General features: G+C 44.5%; 13 protein-coding genes. 5 read left to right on the forward strand and 8 right to left on the reverse strand.

Going from position 1 to position 15,567, the window contains the following annotated elements; all coding sequences use genetic code 11:
- The first annotated feature begins 59 nt into the window (after window positions 1–59).
- From ACZ1GZ_RS14140 to ACZ1GZ_RS14155, 4 genes are all read left to right on the forward strand, one after another.
- Entirely contained in the window at window positions 60–1,547 is a 1,488-nt protein-coding gene (locus ACZ1GZ_RS14140; protein WP_472665536.1) for a YcjX family GTP-binding protein, read from the forward strand.
- A complete protein-coding gene (locus tag ACZ1GZ_RS14145) occupies window positions 1,544–2,608 on the forward strand; it encodes a YcjF family protein (RefSeq protein ID WP_472665537.1) in 1,065 nt (354 codons plus the stop codon). The genes ACZ1GZ_RS14140 and ACZ1GZ_RS14145 overlap by 4 nt, the downstream gene beginning before the upstream one ends.
- A 120-nt stretch (window positions 2,609–2,728) precedes the next feature.
- Window positions 2,729–3,265, forward strand: coding sequence for a hypothetical protein (locus ACZ1GZ_RS14150; RefSeq protein ID WP_472665538.1), 537 nt, complete (start codon window positions 2,729–2,731; stop codon window positions 3,263–3,265).
- 107 nt (window positions 3,266–3,372) lie between these two features.
- Window positions 3,373–4,155, forward strand: coding sequence for an AAA family ATPase (locus tag ACZ1GZ_RS14155; RefSeq protein ID WP_472665539.1), 783 nt, complete (start codon window positions 3,373–3,375; stop codon window positions 4,153–4,155).
- 48 nt (window positions 4,156–4,203) lie between these two features.
- On the opposite strand, the gene folK is transcribed toward ACZ1GZ_RS14155, so the two are convergent.
- The 5 genes from folK to ACZ1GZ_RS14180 form a co-directional block, all read right to left on the reverse strand.
- Window positions 4,204–4,713: a 2-amino-4-hydroxy-6-hydroxymethyldihydropteridine diphosphokinase gene (gene folK / locus ACZ1GZ_RS14160; protein WP_472665540.1), complete on the reverse strand. Its 510-nt coding sequence runs from the start codon at window positions 4,711–4,713 to the stop codon at window positions 4,204–4,206.
- The gene (gene folB / locus ACZ1GZ_RS14165; RefSeq protein WP_472665541.1) at window positions 4,710–5,078 is read right to left on the reverse strand and encodes a dihydroneopterin aldolase; all 369 of its coding nucleotides are present in this window, start codon (window positions 5,076–5,078) and stop codon (window positions 4,710–4,712) included. The genes folK and folB overlap by 4 nt, the downstream gene beginning before the upstream one ends.
- Window positions 5,075–5,962, reverse strand: coding sequence for a dihydropteroate synthase (folP, locus tag ACZ1GZ_RS14170; protein WP_472665542.1), 888 nt, complete (start codon window positions 5,960–5,962; stop codon window positions 5,075–5,077). Before folP ends, folB begins: the two co-directional genes overlap by 4 nt.
- 360 nt (window positions 5,963–6,322) lie before the next feature.
- Window positions 6,323–6,643, reverse strand: a complete 321-nt coding sequence (locus ACZ1GZ_RS14175) for a 2Fe-2S iron-sulfur cluster-binding protein (protein WP_472665543.1) — start codon at window positions 6,641–6,643, stop codon at window positions 6,323–6,325.
- 87 nt (window positions 6,644–6,730) lie between these two features.
- Window positions 6,731–7,099 (reverse strand): Hpt domain-containing protein, encoded by a 369-nt coding sequence (locus ACZ1GZ_RS14180; RefSeq protein ID WP_472665544.1) that lies wholly within the window; start codon window positions 7,097–7,099, stop codon window positions 6,731–6,733.
- Window positions 7,100–7,456: 357 nt separating this feature from the next.
- On the opposite strand from ACZ1GZ_RS14180, the gene ACZ1GZ_RS14185 reads away from it, so the two are divergent.
- The gene (locus ACZ1GZ_RS14185; protein WP_472665545.1) at window positions 7,457–12,295 is read left to right on the forward strand and encodes an apolipoprotein A-IV repeat region-like domain-containing protein; all 4,839 of its coding nucleotides are present in this window, start codon (window positions 7,457–7,459) and stop codon (window positions 12,293–12,295) included.
- 76 nt (window positions 12,296–12,371) lie between these two features.
- Here the strand turns inward: ACZ1GZ_RS14185 and ACZ1GZ_RS14190 are convergent, their stop codons facing one another.
- From ACZ1GZ_RS14190 to ACZ1GZ_RS14200, 3 genes are all read right to left on the reverse strand, one after another.
- Entirely contained in the window at window positions 12,372–12,968 is a 597-nt protein-coding gene (locus ACZ1GZ_RS14190; RefSeq protein ID WP_472665546.1) for an ABC-type transport auxiliary lipoprotein family protein, read from the reverse strand.
- A gap of 76 nt (window positions 12,969–13,044) precedes the next feature.
- Complete coding sequence (locus ACZ1GZ_RS14195) at window positions 13,045–14,739, reverse strand: MlaD family protein (RefSeq protein WP_472665547.1); 1,695 nt, start codon at window positions 14,737–14,739, stop codon at window positions 13,045–13,047.
- A 3-nt stretch (window positions 14,740–14,742) separates the two neighbouring features.
- Window positions 14,743–15,558, reverse strand: coding sequence for an ABC transporter ATP-binding protein (locus ACZ1GZ_RS14200; RefSeq protein WP_472665548.1), 816 nt, complete (start codon window positions 15,556–15,558; stop codon window positions 14,743–14,745).
- Between the last annotated feature and the right edge of the window lie 9 nt (window positions 15,559–15,567).

Raw genomic sequence — 15,567 nt, forward strand, 5'->3', positions numbered from 1 at the left:
TCACAGAATTGATAATAATTTGAGATTAATTTTCGCAGATTGTAAAAACTGGAGTAGCCTTGTCTGAATTTCCGACAGTTTCCCGTTTAGCTGAGGAAGCCTATGGCGTTTTTGATACCGCAACGTCCCGCGCTAAAGAGATTTTTCAACCGACCATTCGTCTTGGTGTCACGGGGTTATCTCGCGCTGGAAAAACAGTTTTCATTACCTCACTTATCCACAATTTAATCCACGGAAAGAAGCTTCCATTCTTCAATGCGAAGTATTCAGGCCGAATCTCAAAGGTCTATTTGCAGCCTCAACCAGATGACGATGTACCGCGTTTTGCTTATGAAGGGCATCTCGACAGTCTCATGCTGGAAAGACTTTGGCCAGAATCTACCCGATCCATTTCTCAGTTGCGATTGACCATAGAATATGAGACTGAAAATTCTTGGGGGAAGATGTTCTCCGCAGGAAAGCTCAACCTTGATATAATCGATTACCCTGGCGAGTGGCTGTTAGATTTACCGCTTCTGTCGCAAGACTTTGCAACATTTTCCAAAAACGCTGTTGAAATGGCGAAAAGCTACCCACGGTCAGAATTAAGTTCTAAATGGCTCGACCTTGCTGATAAAATTGATCCAGATGCCGATTTTCAAGATCCACCAATCATAGAGCTCGCCGCAAATTTTTCTAACTATTTGAAAGATTGCAAACACGACAAACGCGCTTTTTCAACCCTCCCTCCGGGACGTTTTCTACTACCTGGAGATTTAGAAGGCTCGCCTGCAGTTACCTTTGCACCGCTCTTAAATATTCAAGGACGTGAAGCTAAACCAAACAGCATGCTTGCTATGATGGAACGACGTTTTGAAAGCTATAAATCAAAGGTCATACAACCATTTTATCAAAATCATTTTGCGCGCTTAGATCGCCAAGTGATATTGATCGACGCATTACAAGCACTTAATGCAGGTCGCGAAGCTGTGATTGATTTAGAGCGTGCATTAGGAGATATATTATTAAGCTTCAATACCGGCAAAAATACCTTCCCGGCCAATCTGTTTACAAGACGAATTGACAAAATTCTGGTCGCAGCAACCAAGGCTGACCATCTCCATCATGAAAGCCATGATCACCTTCAAGCGATAGTTCAACGCCTGGTTAACCGTGCTTTGATCAAGATTGATGCAACGGGCGCAGAGGTGGACGTGCTTGCAATGGCAGCCATTCGCGCAACCAAAGAAGCTACACATAAAAACGGTGATGAGGAATTACAGCTTATTGTTGGCACACCGCGCAAAGGTGAACAATTAGGCGATGAAACATTTGATGGAAAAACTCAAAAAGCCATATTTCCCGGTGACTTACCAGAAAATTCGGATTCAATTTTTAAAGCAGTTGATTCAGATCATAAAGAAGAGTTTGAGGATCTTAAGCACATTAATTTTATTCGCTTCCGCCCACCAGAATTATCTAATCACAAACAAAACAAAGATGTCGAGATTCCCCATATTCGTCTTGATCGCGCGCTGGAATTTTTAATCGGAGACCGTTTGCAATGAGTAAGAAATCAAACCGCGCTCCTGCTTCTTTTTCGGTCGATGAAACCGAGAACACAACAACGTTTGAACCTAAAAAACGCGCTGCCGCTGCTATTGAGCTGAATGACGAGTACATCGAATTCACCTCAGATGAGGAAGACATATTTGCATATGACACCCCGCCTCTCGAAGAAGATTTTGCAAAAATTGAACCTGCGGTCCAACGCAGAAGTTTTTCATTCACCAAACTGTTCATCAGCGGCTTTACCATTTTAATTGGCCTTGCAATTGGCTTATGGGTTGACGGCTTAATCTCGGATTTATTTGCACAATCTCAATGGCTAGGCTGGGCAGGATTGGGCCTCACAGCTTTAATGATTGTAGGACTGTTCGGATTGATCTGGCAAGAAATATCAGTCTTTATGAGATTGAATTCTGTTGGCGATATGCGTGAGCAAACGAGCAAAATTGATGCATCAAGCACGATTGGCTCAACTTGGAAACTGGTCCACCGCATAACAAAATCGGTTTCCAATAATCCGATGACATCTCAAGGACGGCAGGCAATTAAAGACCTTGAAAATGAAGTCATCGATAGTGTTAATCTAATTGAGTTTACCGAGCGAGAGCTTTTTAAAAATCTTGATCAACAGGCAACGCAGATGATCACGTCTTCGGCAAAGCGTGTATCCGTTGTCACTGCAATCAGCCCACGCGCGCTCATTGATACAGGGTATGTTTTATTTGAAATGGTGCGACTAGCGCGACGAATTTCCCAAATTTATGGCGTTCGCCCAGGCTTTTTTGGAACGATGAAGCTTTTAAAATCAATCGCCATGCATCTCGCTGTCACAGGTGCGGTATCCTTAGGCGACAGCGTTGTCCAACAAATGATCGGGCAAGGTGTTGCAGCTAAAATATCAGCACGTTTTGGCGAAGGTTTTGTAAACGGATTGATGACCACCCGATTTGGCATCGTAGCAATGGAAGTATCACGCCCCATGCCTTTTCGCGCTCGCAAACGCCCCAGCTTGAGTGACTTTTTAAGTGAGCTAAACATGCTAAAATCGGAAAAATCGTGAATTTTGCAGCCGATTGTATCATTTCGTGATCACATCTGGCTAATTTTTACTGCTTTGCTTACCAAGCATTAACCATTCCAAGGCACTTTCAGGGAAGTATTAACCTTGTTTGGTATTTCTATGTCTAAATTTTTGAGCCGTTTTATCTTCGCCGTAGGTCTATTTGTTGCTGCTATATGTTCGGTAAGCATCGCATCGGCCGCCAATGATAAACAATTCTTTGGTTCTGTCGAAGGCACATGGAAAGGTCCCGGCAAAATTGTTGCGGGCAAGTACAAGGGCACAAAATTCTCATGCTCGCTTGAAGGCACTCCGGTTAAAGGTAAATCTATCGGTGTCTCGATGGATGGCAAATGTCGCGTCGGCGTTTTTAACCAACCTATGAACGCTGTCATCACCAAAGCCGGTTCATCATATCGTGGTACATTCTTAGACGGTGCTAAAGGCAAAGGATTAGATATTGTATCTGGACGCTTTAACAAATCACGTGCTGTTGTTGGCATCAACCGCAACAAACTAGATGGCACGATGGTTGCAGATTTCATCGATCAAAACACAATGAATGTAACGATCTCAGTGCAAGTGGGGAAAACACTAGTCCCAGTGATCGGAATGACGCTTAAGCGAAAATCATCTCGCAAAACAGCGATGAAGTAAGCGCTGAGATTAACTCAGCGAAGACTGATTTCTATCTATTTAAGTGCCGTTGCGAATATAAGATCAATCATATAGATCTTAACAATCTCAACAATTGAAACAGGCATATGGCACGACGAAAATACGGTACAAATTTACCGTCTCCATTTTTAAAAAACCTAAAAGTTATAACGGATAAAATAGCTGATAAAAAAGGCTATCCGTTTAATCTGCCATGGCTGGACCACAAAAGGTTTGAGATTGAGTTCACTACACCCGTCACAATCATTGTGGGCGAAAATGGTACCGGCAAATCAACACTCATTGAGGCTATCGCTGCTTTAAGCGGTTATGATGAGGCTGGTGGCGGAAAGGGTTATCGACCCGTTGATCATTCAAAGGCTATTGATAAAAGCGGATCAGAACTTGCAGATGTGTTGCGTGGTGCATGGCTGCCTAAAATCACCAATGGTTGGTTTTTCAAAGCAGAATCCTTTTTCTCTGTCGCGCGCTATTTGGATCAAGCTGCCCTAGAGGACCCTTTAGGTGGCCCTCCCCCTGATTTTCTATCCTGGAGCCACGGAGAAGGTTTTATCCGCTTCTTTGAAGAACGAATGCAGCGTCAGGGAATTTACTTCATGGATGAGCCAGAAAGCGCGCTTTCGCCCAAAAGACAGCTAGAATTGCTTCGTATTTTGCATCGGATTCAACAAACCAAAACGGCACAGGTTATCATGGCAACACACTCGCCAATTCTAATGGCACTACCGGATGCCAAAGTACTCGAAGTCACGCGCTTGGGCCTAGAGGACGTTGACTATCGCAACACATCCCATTTCAAGCTCTACCAATCTTTCGCCGCCGACCCTGAGCAATTTATCTCGGAAAAGGTGATTGAGGACGAAGACTAATATGCCATTCTTTGGACTATGATTTTAAATCAGCTTAAGGGAACGTTCTTACATCCACCAGTCGCCGTCTTCGCTCATGGCTTCAATGTCATCATCGTGGAGTTCTTGTGCCCATTGAGAAACAGATTTGTCAGAAATAAGTTTATCCGGTGAAATGTCTGATAACGGCTGCATGACAAAAGCACGATCCGTCATACGCGGATGCGGAACCTCAAGTCCCTCTTCTACGATAATTTCATCACCATAAAACAAGACATCAATATCAACTTGACGCGGACCCCATCGCTCGGCGCGAACACGCCCCAGCTTTTGTTCAATATCAAGACATTTATCCAACAGCTGACGCGCAGTTAGGCTTGTTTCTAGCAACACGCACGCATTCAAAAACGGCGGCTGATCGGTTTTTCCCCAAGGCGGTGTTTTGTAAAGCTTTGAAACCAATAGCACTTCAACATCTACTTGATGCGCTAAATTACTGATCACATTGATTAAATTTTGCTTGGTGTCACCAAGGTTTCCACCAATTCCCAACGCTGCACGCGTTAAATGATCACTCATCTTGATGTCTCTACACAAACTTCAACATAATCCAATACCCCTTGTATCGGCGCTGAAGGCTTTCGGACTGCCACTTTGGCACATTCCACGAGCGCAAAACTATCCAGTATATTCTGGCCAATAAAATGCGCGAGTGTTTCAATCAGATCATACGAAGCACTGGTCACAGTATCTTCAACCAAGGCAAAAACTTCGCCGTAATGAACGGTGTTTTCAAGTTGATCATCGGCAATCTGATCATTTTTTTTAACATCCATCTCCACATCGATAAAGAAGCGTTGTCCTATTTCTTTTTCAGCTTGAAACACACCGTGATAAGCATAAAAAGAGCAATTTTTTAGCGTGATCTTGATTGTTTGCGTCAAGATATCATTCCTTCTTTCAAAGCATGTGCGATCAAACCATCAGCCACTGATAACGCATCGCGATTAATTGCAACATCATGTACCCTAAATATAGCACCGCCCATCTGACGTAAAACGACAGAGGTTGCCGATGTCCCGACATCTCGGTCCTGAGCCTCTCGACCCGTTAATGCGCCGATAAAGCGTTTGCGTGATGAACCAATTAAAAATGGATAACCTAACGCATGTAATTCTTCAAAACGCAGCATGAGTGATAAATTCTCTTCAGTCGTTTCTTTCGCAAATCCAAAACCCGGATCGAGAACAATGCGCTTTTTCTCTAAACCTGCATCTTCTGCAATTTCCAGCGATTTTTCAAACCAGTTGAATTGGTCAGTGATAACATCGGAATGAATTTTGCGATTACGTCCTGTATGCATTACACATACGCCTGCGTCATGCTTTGCGGCGACTTTGGCAATTTTTGGGTCTCTTTGCAGCCCCCACACATCATTGATGATATGTGCGCCGCTTGATATTGCAAGATCAGCAGTTGAAGCTCGATAAGTGTCGATAGAAAAGATCGCATTAAAATTTTCAGCAAGTGCTTCAATGACTGGTAGCACCCTGTCCTGTTCCATTTGTGCGGTAACAGGTTCAGCGCCAGGGCGAGTGGATTCACCACCGATATCTAATATATGCGCACCTTGCGCGATATGGTGTTCTGCGGATCTCAGCGCTTCGTCAACAGAATTGATCATTGCACCATCGGAAAAGGAGTCCGGTGTGACATTCATAATTGCCATGATCACAGCTTTTGGACCAAGCGTTATTGATGCCTGATGTGCAAGACACCAGTTTCTAGCTTCAAAACACTGAATATTGGATTGAATGGAATTCAACATGTTAAAAGAAGGTCCGCAAATTGCTCAGATAGGTCGATGTATATCTGAAATGATGAGAATTTCAATTTTCACGGAATCAAGGCGCAAATAGTTCGCTAGGCTCCTCATTTAAGTCAAGAAATAATCAGTAAATGCCTATTTTATCAACTGAATGATGAAAATTGCCTATTATTTTGTCAAATTATATCGATAACATTTTAGGATAGTCGCACAAATTTACGTCAGTTATCCCTTACACAAGCTTAGTTTTTTACGATTCGACAGGTACTCCCGGCGCAGAACGTATAAATCACGTTCCTCCCATGTCATTTATACAGCGCCCAATTCACCTCACCCCTGAAATGCGGTGAGGTTCTTTTTTTAAGCTTGCTGTGATGGGATATGAACGATCAATCCATCAAGTTCATCGGAAACTGTGACCTGACATGATAAACGCGAAGTTGCTTTCATCTCAAAAGCAAAATCCAACATATCTTCTTCCATGGCCTCAGGCGAACCCACTTTCTCGGTCCATGTATCATCAACATAAACATGGCATGTTGCGCATGCACAAGCACCACCACACTCAGCTTCAATACCTGGTACTGAGTTTTTCACTGCATTTTCCATCACTGTTGAGCCATTTTGCGCGTCAACAACAAATTCTTTTCCATCGGAAGAGATGTAAGTAATCTTGGCCATAAATTTTGCGGGTCCCTAATAAAATTCACAGCACACAAACCATAGTGTTCTTGAGAGCGCAACCCTAAAATAATGAATTACCCAAGCTTAGATGCGGTTTAGCGACGCAATGAAAGTGCTAGCTTTAACCACTGAATTTGAAAATGCTGCTAAACAAATAGGATCCGCAGGATCTGCCTTCACTCGATCAGCTTTTTCAGCGATATCAAATGCACCAATGCTTTCAGCAGCGTTATGCACTTCGCCTGCCATTTTTGCACGTTGCTTTTCAGTGCAGATCGCCATTTCTGAAAGGCTTTCACGCACTTGCTTGGCAAAAAGCGTCAAAAGCTCATTTTCAAGCGCTGAATCCCCTGAAGTTTGTTTGGAAAGGTGTAGCATATCAATTGGGCGATTATCGCATTCACGACCAGACCCAAATTCTGGTGCTTCCAGTATAATTCTATTTAAAGCCATCTTGTCCCCGTTTCTTTTATGTTTTCTGCAATTTAAGCACGGAGGTGAATGTTTTTTGTTAATCTGTCGCCGAACAGCCTTATTTTCGTCAAATATGGTTAACAGACCATAAACCTATATTTTGCAGGGACTTAATGACGGGCGTATTTTTCCCTAAAGGTTTTGAGGCGCTTCTGCCTGTGTACGAAGGGCTTCATCTCATTGTTAAACCTACGAAAATGTGGCAAAACACAACATTGATATGTTTTGCATGAGGCTATGGCGAGTTTGAGCTGGGACAAACACGAGGGTTTTAAACGTTCGTCCGCTTGGGTCATCGCTGCAAAACGCGTACAAACAAAATGAGGAAGTAGCGGTATGGCAAAAGAGCCCGCTGGTCACAAAAAAGATCATTCAAACACCACCAATAGTGGAAATTCTCAAGAGGCGGATTTCTCTCTTGATGAAAAATCATTTGAAGATCTAGAGCAACAAGTATCGAGTGCTGCGCGCGAGTTAGCGACATCAACAGAGACTTCGGAAAAATCTGCGTCTCAAAACAGCACGACGAGCTCAAATGATCAAACAAATACTGCGTCATCCGAAACACGTCGCGCTCCGGCACCGACGACGCAGATTGATTTCGACCCAGCCAATGATGATTCAGGTTTAAAGTCGTCTCCCTTGCTTGCAGCTCTTGATCAAAGAGTTTCTGGTTCGGCATATACATTTGCAATCCTGCTATCCTTGATCTGGATCGCAGGCGTGGGTGCAATTTCATACTATTTACTTGCAGAGAATATTAGTGCCGTTGCAACGGCAAACGACTTGGTTGCTGACCCCCTCCTCATTGGTGCAATCCTTGTTGCTATTATTCCAACATTTATCTTCTTTGCCTTTGCCATCATGGTCACAAGAGCCCGCGAATTTAAAGTTGCAGCGCGTGCAATGACGCATGTTGCGATCCAACTTGCGGATCCTGAAACACGTGGCACAGGTAAAATCACAACGGTGGGTCAAGCCATCCGTCGTGAAGTTAATGCTATGAATGAGGGCATTGAACGCACAATTGCGCGTGCATCTGAATTGGAGACTCTGGTCCATTCAGAGGTCAATGCGCTCGAGCGAAGCTATACTGACAACGAAATGCGAGTTCGCGGTCTTGTAACAGACCTGAGTAACGAGCGCGACGCGATCATTTCATATGCCGAGCGTTTAAGAACATCTATTGTTGGCGCACGCGATGAACTGAAAGACGAATTGGGACAAGCAGGTGATGAAATCGCTATGCGTATTGCCCTTTCCGGCGAAACAGTTGCGCAATTAATGGATACACATTCTGCTACATTGCAGGAACGCACAACCGATATCACACACTCTATTCAGAACTTGTTTGAGCAAAATTCTGAAAACTTGCTGAACAATCTACGCACATCTGGAAATGAAATTTCTGGCGAAATTGACAGTCGTTTAAATATGATTAGCTCGCAGTTTGTGTTGCAAAGCAAAGAGTTGCTATCTGACTTTGAAACACGTGTGAACACACTTGATTCAACCGCTGAGCGCTTAAACGAAACAATTAACGAACGCACTCGTCAGCTAAACGAAGCTCTGTCTGCCCGTAGCTCTGAAATCAACGACTCTCTGGCAATTGGTCAACGCGCCATCGAACAAGGCCTCGGTGACGTTATTAATTCAATGAATGCCACATTGGATGAAAAAGGTGCTGCCTTTAGGCAAACACTTAAATCTAGCGCTGATGAAGCGGTTATGGACATCGATTTACGTTCTGGCTTGGTCGGCGAGCAAATGCTAGCTGCAAGTAGTGAAGTCAACACAAGCTTCTCTGAAAACATCGAAAAACTTGCGGCAACGCTGGATCAGCGCACATCTGCGTTTAACAACACTGTTAAAGATGGTGTTGCAGAGGTGAATGAAACGCTTACAGCCAGCAACTTTAACCTCACCAATATTATTGAAAACGGCGTTGATAAACTCAGTGGCCATGCTGATACGCTTAAGACTGCAGCCGATGATGCTGTCAACAAAATCGATGAGGGCTTCATGGCAAGCAACATGGCTGTGGATATGGCCATTACGACTGGCATCGAAAACCTAAACAAAACGCTATCCGATGGATCGTCTACAATTGAAGGTCATACGAAAGGCATCACTGCTGATCTAACTCGTAACCTTGTGGATCTGAACGAAACATTGTCGACTTCGCAATCAGCGCTCGATCAAAGCATGAGCAAAGCGGTTGAAGATATCAATGTCTCAATGAAGTCACGCACTGACGCGATGCAATCTGTTGCAAAAGACAGCATCAATCAGCTTGAAAATAGTTTCGATCAGCGCACGGATAGCATTGCAAACATTACCCAGCAATCCGTCGACAAACTCAGCGCGACATTGGATGAAAAAACAAGCAACTTTGCTGGAACCGCTCAAACTTCTATCGATGCGCTTGATGCGTCAATGCAAGATAGAACTGAGAAGTTGGAAAGTCTCAGCAAGATGACAATCGAAACCATTGACGCTTCGGTTAAACGCACTGCTGATTCATTGGAAACAATTACGAGTGAAGGCATTCAATCACTTGATATGTCTATTCAGCTGCGTGCCGAAACAATGGAAAACATTGCAACTGAAAACATGACTAAACTCGATAATGCCTTGCATGAGCGCGCCAATGAGTTGGATAATATCGCAAAACGCAACATTGACCGTTTGGAGCAAACACTCACCGACCGTACGAATGCCATGGAGACTATTTCTGGTGAAGGTGCAAACCTTATCACTAAAGCAATGGATACGATGACAGACGCCCTCTCCGGTGCGCTTGATCGCGAATCTTCTAAAATCTCCGTTGCCTTGATGAGCAATGAAGAAAAACTTGGGAATCTACTGTCTGAAAAAGCAAATTCGCTGGAAGAAAAAGCCAATGCGATTTCCTCGATCGCAAGTGGTTCTATCAACACGATCTCTTCTGCTGTTGAAAATTCATTGAATAAAGTCGAAGAGCATGCTGCGTCCATGACCGAGCAAACGCTCGATGCGATTACATCCATCGATAATGCTGTTGAGCAGAAAACTGATCACGTTGAAAAACGCTTTGGTATTTTGAACTCAACATTGTCCGATGGTCTTGATCGTGTTTCTACCACTCTTGGTGAACAGGCAATTTCTCTCGCAAGCACACTTAAATCGAGCGTATCTTCCGCAACAACCGATCTCGGTCAAGAAGCTGCGAGAGCACAAGAAGCCTTGCGCGCTGTGACAAACGAATTTGGCGAGACTATCAATAAAACGAGCGATGAGCTTAACCAGTCCATTGATGATAAATTGGGTGCACATTCTCAGCGCATGACCGAGAATGTATCTTCCTTCACTTCAGAAATTGACGGAAAGCTTGCAAGCCGCACGCAGGAGCTGTCGCAAAATGTGAATGCGGCTGCATCTCACCTAGATGAAGCATTGAGTATTCGCTCCAATGAGCTAACTGAAAATCTTACCGCTCATACGAAAGCGATGAATGAGAACGTGAGTGCACTTACGTCTGAAGCGGCGAAAATGCAGGAAATCTCAACGGTGACCAACCAGCTCAATGCGAAGCTGTCTGAGAACACAACAACACTTGCAAACTTTATGGGTGAAAAACTCAGCCCACTTGTTGATGAAATTACTGAAACAACAACAAATGCAACGCAAACGCTTCGTGAAACAGCGCAAGCAGGTGCTGAACAGCTCAAAGCTGAGAACCAGGCTCTTATCGATGCGATTGCAACACGTAGCAGCGAAACATTGACTGCCGTGCGTGATGCAAGTGCTAGCCTGTCTCAAAATGCAGCGATCATTGTTGATAAGATGAACGAAAGCAGCACGACGATTAATGACACAATTCATCAGGCATCTGCCAATATTTCGCTCATTAATACGCGCTTAAATGAAACAGCTGGCAATTTAACAGCGTCTACTGAACAGGCATCCAGCCTCGTTGCAAACTCTGCTGACATTTTGTCTAAAAACATCAGCCAACTTGGTGGCATTTCAAATACAACGCTGGCTCAGATTGCTGATATCAGCGAACATTTTGAGCAGCATTCAAATGTCTTGTCATCTGCAACTGACTTACTTGGTGAAGCGCAAAACCGATTGTCATCCACCATGGATGAACGCAAAGATGCGCTTGATCGCTTGTCTTCAACCTTAGTCGCACGATCAGAAGATGTTGAGCGCAACATGCGTTCGCTCATCGATATCGTGGACGGTGCATTTACCCAAGCTGCAACATTGTCATCAAATGCGGCAGGAACGATTGATCGCGAACTTAAATCATCTGTCAACGATGTTGATAGCTTGATCAAAGACACAGAAAAACGTTCAGTCAATGCAGCTCAGGTACTTCGCAACACATTGCGTGAAGCGGTTGACGAAGCGGTTAGCCGTTTCTCAGGTGCAACAGAAGAAATTCGCGTAACAGCAGGTAGCATTCGCCAGGAATTGAGCGATACACGCAACGAACTGAAGAAAGGTGCATTTGACCTTCCGGAAGAAACACGTGAAAGTGCTGCTGCTATGCGCCGTGCTGTGGCACAGCAAATTGAAGCACTGCAAGAGCTTTCCTCGCTTGTGTCTAAATCCACTCAGACACTTGATGCAAACCCCTCACCTTCCGCACCATCAAATACGCCGCGTGAGCGTGTTGCAGCGACTGAGATTGGTTCACAAGAACTACGCCCAACACGTGACGCTGTTACAGACAACAGTGACGACACACGCTGGGTAAGTAATCTAATCAAAGGTGCGGACACGCAAGAAGCGCCTACCTCAGCGCTGGCGCAACCAACACGCCAGCCGCGTAAACCGCAGCATGTGGTGGAATCATTGAACTCGCTTTCAGTTGATATCGCGCGTGCTATTGATCATGATGCATCTGTTGAATTATGGCAGAGATATCAGCGCGGTGAGCGTGATATCTTCACGCGCCGCCTGTATACAATCAAAGGTCAAAAGACATTTGATGATATTCAGTCAAAATACGCTCGTGAGCCAGAATTCCGCAAAGCAGTTGACCGCTACATGACAGATTTTGAAAAGCTTCTGTCCGACGTATCTCGCAATGATCCAAGCAATGTAATCGGTCAAAGCTATCTAACGTCCGATACCGGCAAAGTTTACACAATGCTTGCACATGCAAGTGGTCGCTTGAAATAAAAGCTTCACAAAAAAATTAAAGCCGCTTGATTATTTCGATCAAGCGGCTTTTTTTATGAACCGGACGACAGCACGTCTATCTCACATATTTCGCTGCCCAAGAAACAATATCGCGTGTAACGATGGTTGAAGCTAAATCTAACGCAGAAATATAATCATCATTGTCCCTGCCAGATGCAGTGACTTCCGATGTAAATATTCGTTGCGCACGTACAACGCCATTGCGATCATTTAAAACCTTGACCGAAATTGATACAACGGCGGAGCGCGGCGTTGCGACATTGATCTCAAACGCACGGATAGATGTGACAATCTGATAGTCAATTGCAAGCCCTTCTCCAGGAAGCCCAACACCACCAACTAAGCCTGATGTTTCGAACGCTTGCGCAAGCTTGGACTGGAACACACGCGGCAAGCGATCATTCCATTGTGCATCGGCGAGATACTGCACTGCTGAAGGTGATGTGCGCACAACAACCTGATCACTGTCGAGCGTTTTGAGTGCAACAGGTTCTGCAATTAAAATTTGCCGGCGAGAATTTCGGCTTTGTTGCGCGCTTTCAATTTCTTGCTGAGAAAGGGTAAAGGTATCGGGGATGGAAGCGTTGCCACCACCTAACACGCAGCCGCTGAGCACCAAGCATGTCGATAAAGCCAAGAGACTACGCAGCACCACAATTCTCCAACAGTTTCACTTCCAACATTACATTTGCCCCATACATAAACCAAAGTGAGATATTAAGAAAGCCTTAACGTCTTGTTCGGCCATCAAACTGTTTGACGGTTTCACCGCCAAAAATAAGCCTTTGGGGGTTTTTCTCAATTTCAGTGATGCTTCGTTCAATCCGTGAAATAGATCTGCGTGTTTCAACTACCAAAGCTTCAACATCCTGAAGCCCCGCCCCGGTAAATCGCTCCAAATTAGCAGCAATTGGCCCTATTCGACGATTAAGATTTGCAGCAACATCTTTAAATGCTTTGAGCGTATCTTGCGCTTCACTCATTAAACTGGACGAATCTCCATCACCCAAAAATCCATCAAGTTTTGCCAAAACACCGTCTACGCGGGTCGATGCCGCATTCAAACGTTTTGCGATTTCACTTACATCCGTGATCATTTGATCAATATCATCTGAACGGCCACCGACGCTTGAAACAACCTTTTTCGCTTCGGCAAGCGTTTCGCGCGCATCTGTACCTGCTGTTGAAATGTCCGAAAGGGCTTGTCGCACAATTGCAGGATCAACCTCAGCTAATAATATATCGACCTTTTCGGTTGCACTATTCAGCTTCTTGGCCGTATCTCCAACAGTTGAAATCATCTCATCAATATCACCTGAGCGACCACCAACCGTTTCAACAACCTTTTTCGCTTCAGCAAGAGCGATGCGCGCATCCGCACTGGCAGTGGATATGTCCTCAAGTGTTTTGCCAATCTGCCCCGGCTGAACTTCTGATAAAAGTGCATCCACTTTACCGCTGGCCGCATTAAGTTTTTGCGCAGTTTCAGACACATCCGCTATCATTTTAGAGATGTCCTCAGAACTTGCGCCGATGCCAGTAATCGCTGTCTTTGCCTGTTCAATTGCCTCACGCGCATCATTGCTTGCAGCGGTTATATTTTTAACGGTTTCACCAATCTGACCAGGTTGCACCTCTGAAATCAGCTTATCAATTTTTGCAAGAGACATTGTCGCTTCACCGCTAAGCTTTTCAAAATTAGCCAGCGTATTGTCAATTTTTTGCGGGTCAATTGCGTTGAGCAAACGATCAGCGGATGCAAGAGTTCCATCAATACGTGTTGAAAGCGTTTGAATAGTCCCGGTCAAACCGGAAACGCTTTTTAAAAACTCATCAATACCTTCTGCATTGTCGGTAAGAGCTTTTGAAAAGGTTTCAGCATTTTTCAGCGTTGCATTTATCGGGTCTTGAGCCGTTGTCACAAAGTTCTCAACCTGACCGACAATCGCATCTGTTCGCACCATGATTTTCTCTGCTGTTTCCAGCAGGTTGGCAATACCAGATGGAGACGCTTCAAATTGTATACTCGTCCCAGCTTCGTAAGCTTTCAAAAGTGCGTCTGTTCCAGCCCCTTGTGGTGTTGAGATCTCAAGAATTGAAGCACCCGTTAAACCCTGTGCTTCAAGTTTGATAACAGTATGTTCATTCACCGGGGTATCGACTGAAATCTCTGCGCGTGCATTTACAAATTTCGGCTGGTTTAGATCAATATTTACATGAGTAACTTGCCCAACGGGTATCCCGTTAAAGCGAACGGGCGCACCCACATTCAAACCAGCAGCAGAACCGGGAATTTGTACCACAATGCGCGCAAACTTTCCTGTTTGCCATAGCTCTGCATACCAATAGATGAACCCAAAAGCGGCGGCGGTTACAAAAACCGCAAACAAACCCACAATAGTGTAATTGGCTTTCGTTTCCATTCTTTACGACCCTTCTAGACGCACAATAGAACGCGCACGTCGACCTCTAAAATAGGATTGCACCCACTCATCTTCAAATGCAAGCATAGTATCAATGTCACCTGACACCAATACGCGTTTTTGCCCTAACACTGCTATACGGTCACAAACAGAAAACAGACTATCTAAATCATGCGTTACCATATAAACGGTTAGCCCCAATGTGTCGCGCAGTTTTGCAATCAAATCATCAAATTCTGCGGCACCAATGGGGTCCAGTCCAGACGTAGGTTCATCTAAAAACAGCAAATCAGGGTCAAGCGCGAGCGCGCGCGCCAACGCTGCCCGTTTGATCATACCACCTGATAATTCAGATGGGTATTTATCAGCCGCATTCGGCGCCAATCCCACAAGTTCGATTTTCAACCGTGCCAAATCATCCATTAAAGGCTGCGGAATATTTAAATATTCACGCATTGGCACTTGAATATTTTCTTTAACCGTTAGCGAGGAAAATAATGCACCCTGTTGGAACAAAACACCCAAACGCATATCAATTGTAATACGTTCTTCGTCAGAAATACCGTCATAATCTTTGCCAAGAATGTGAACATTTCCTGCCTGGCGTTTGATCAGTCTTAGCATAGTGCGCATCAACACAGATTTTCCTGTACCTGATGCGCCAACAAAACCTAATATTTCCCCGCGATGCACATCTAAATCCAGATTCTCAAGAACAGTATGTTCACCAAACGCCACTGAAATCCCGCGCGCAGACAAAATGATATTATCCCCATTTCTGGGTGCTAATGTCTGATTTGTTTGCCCACGATCACTCATATCATCATC

It is taken from the genome of Lentilitoribacter sp. JB5-8, assembly GCF_055693385.1.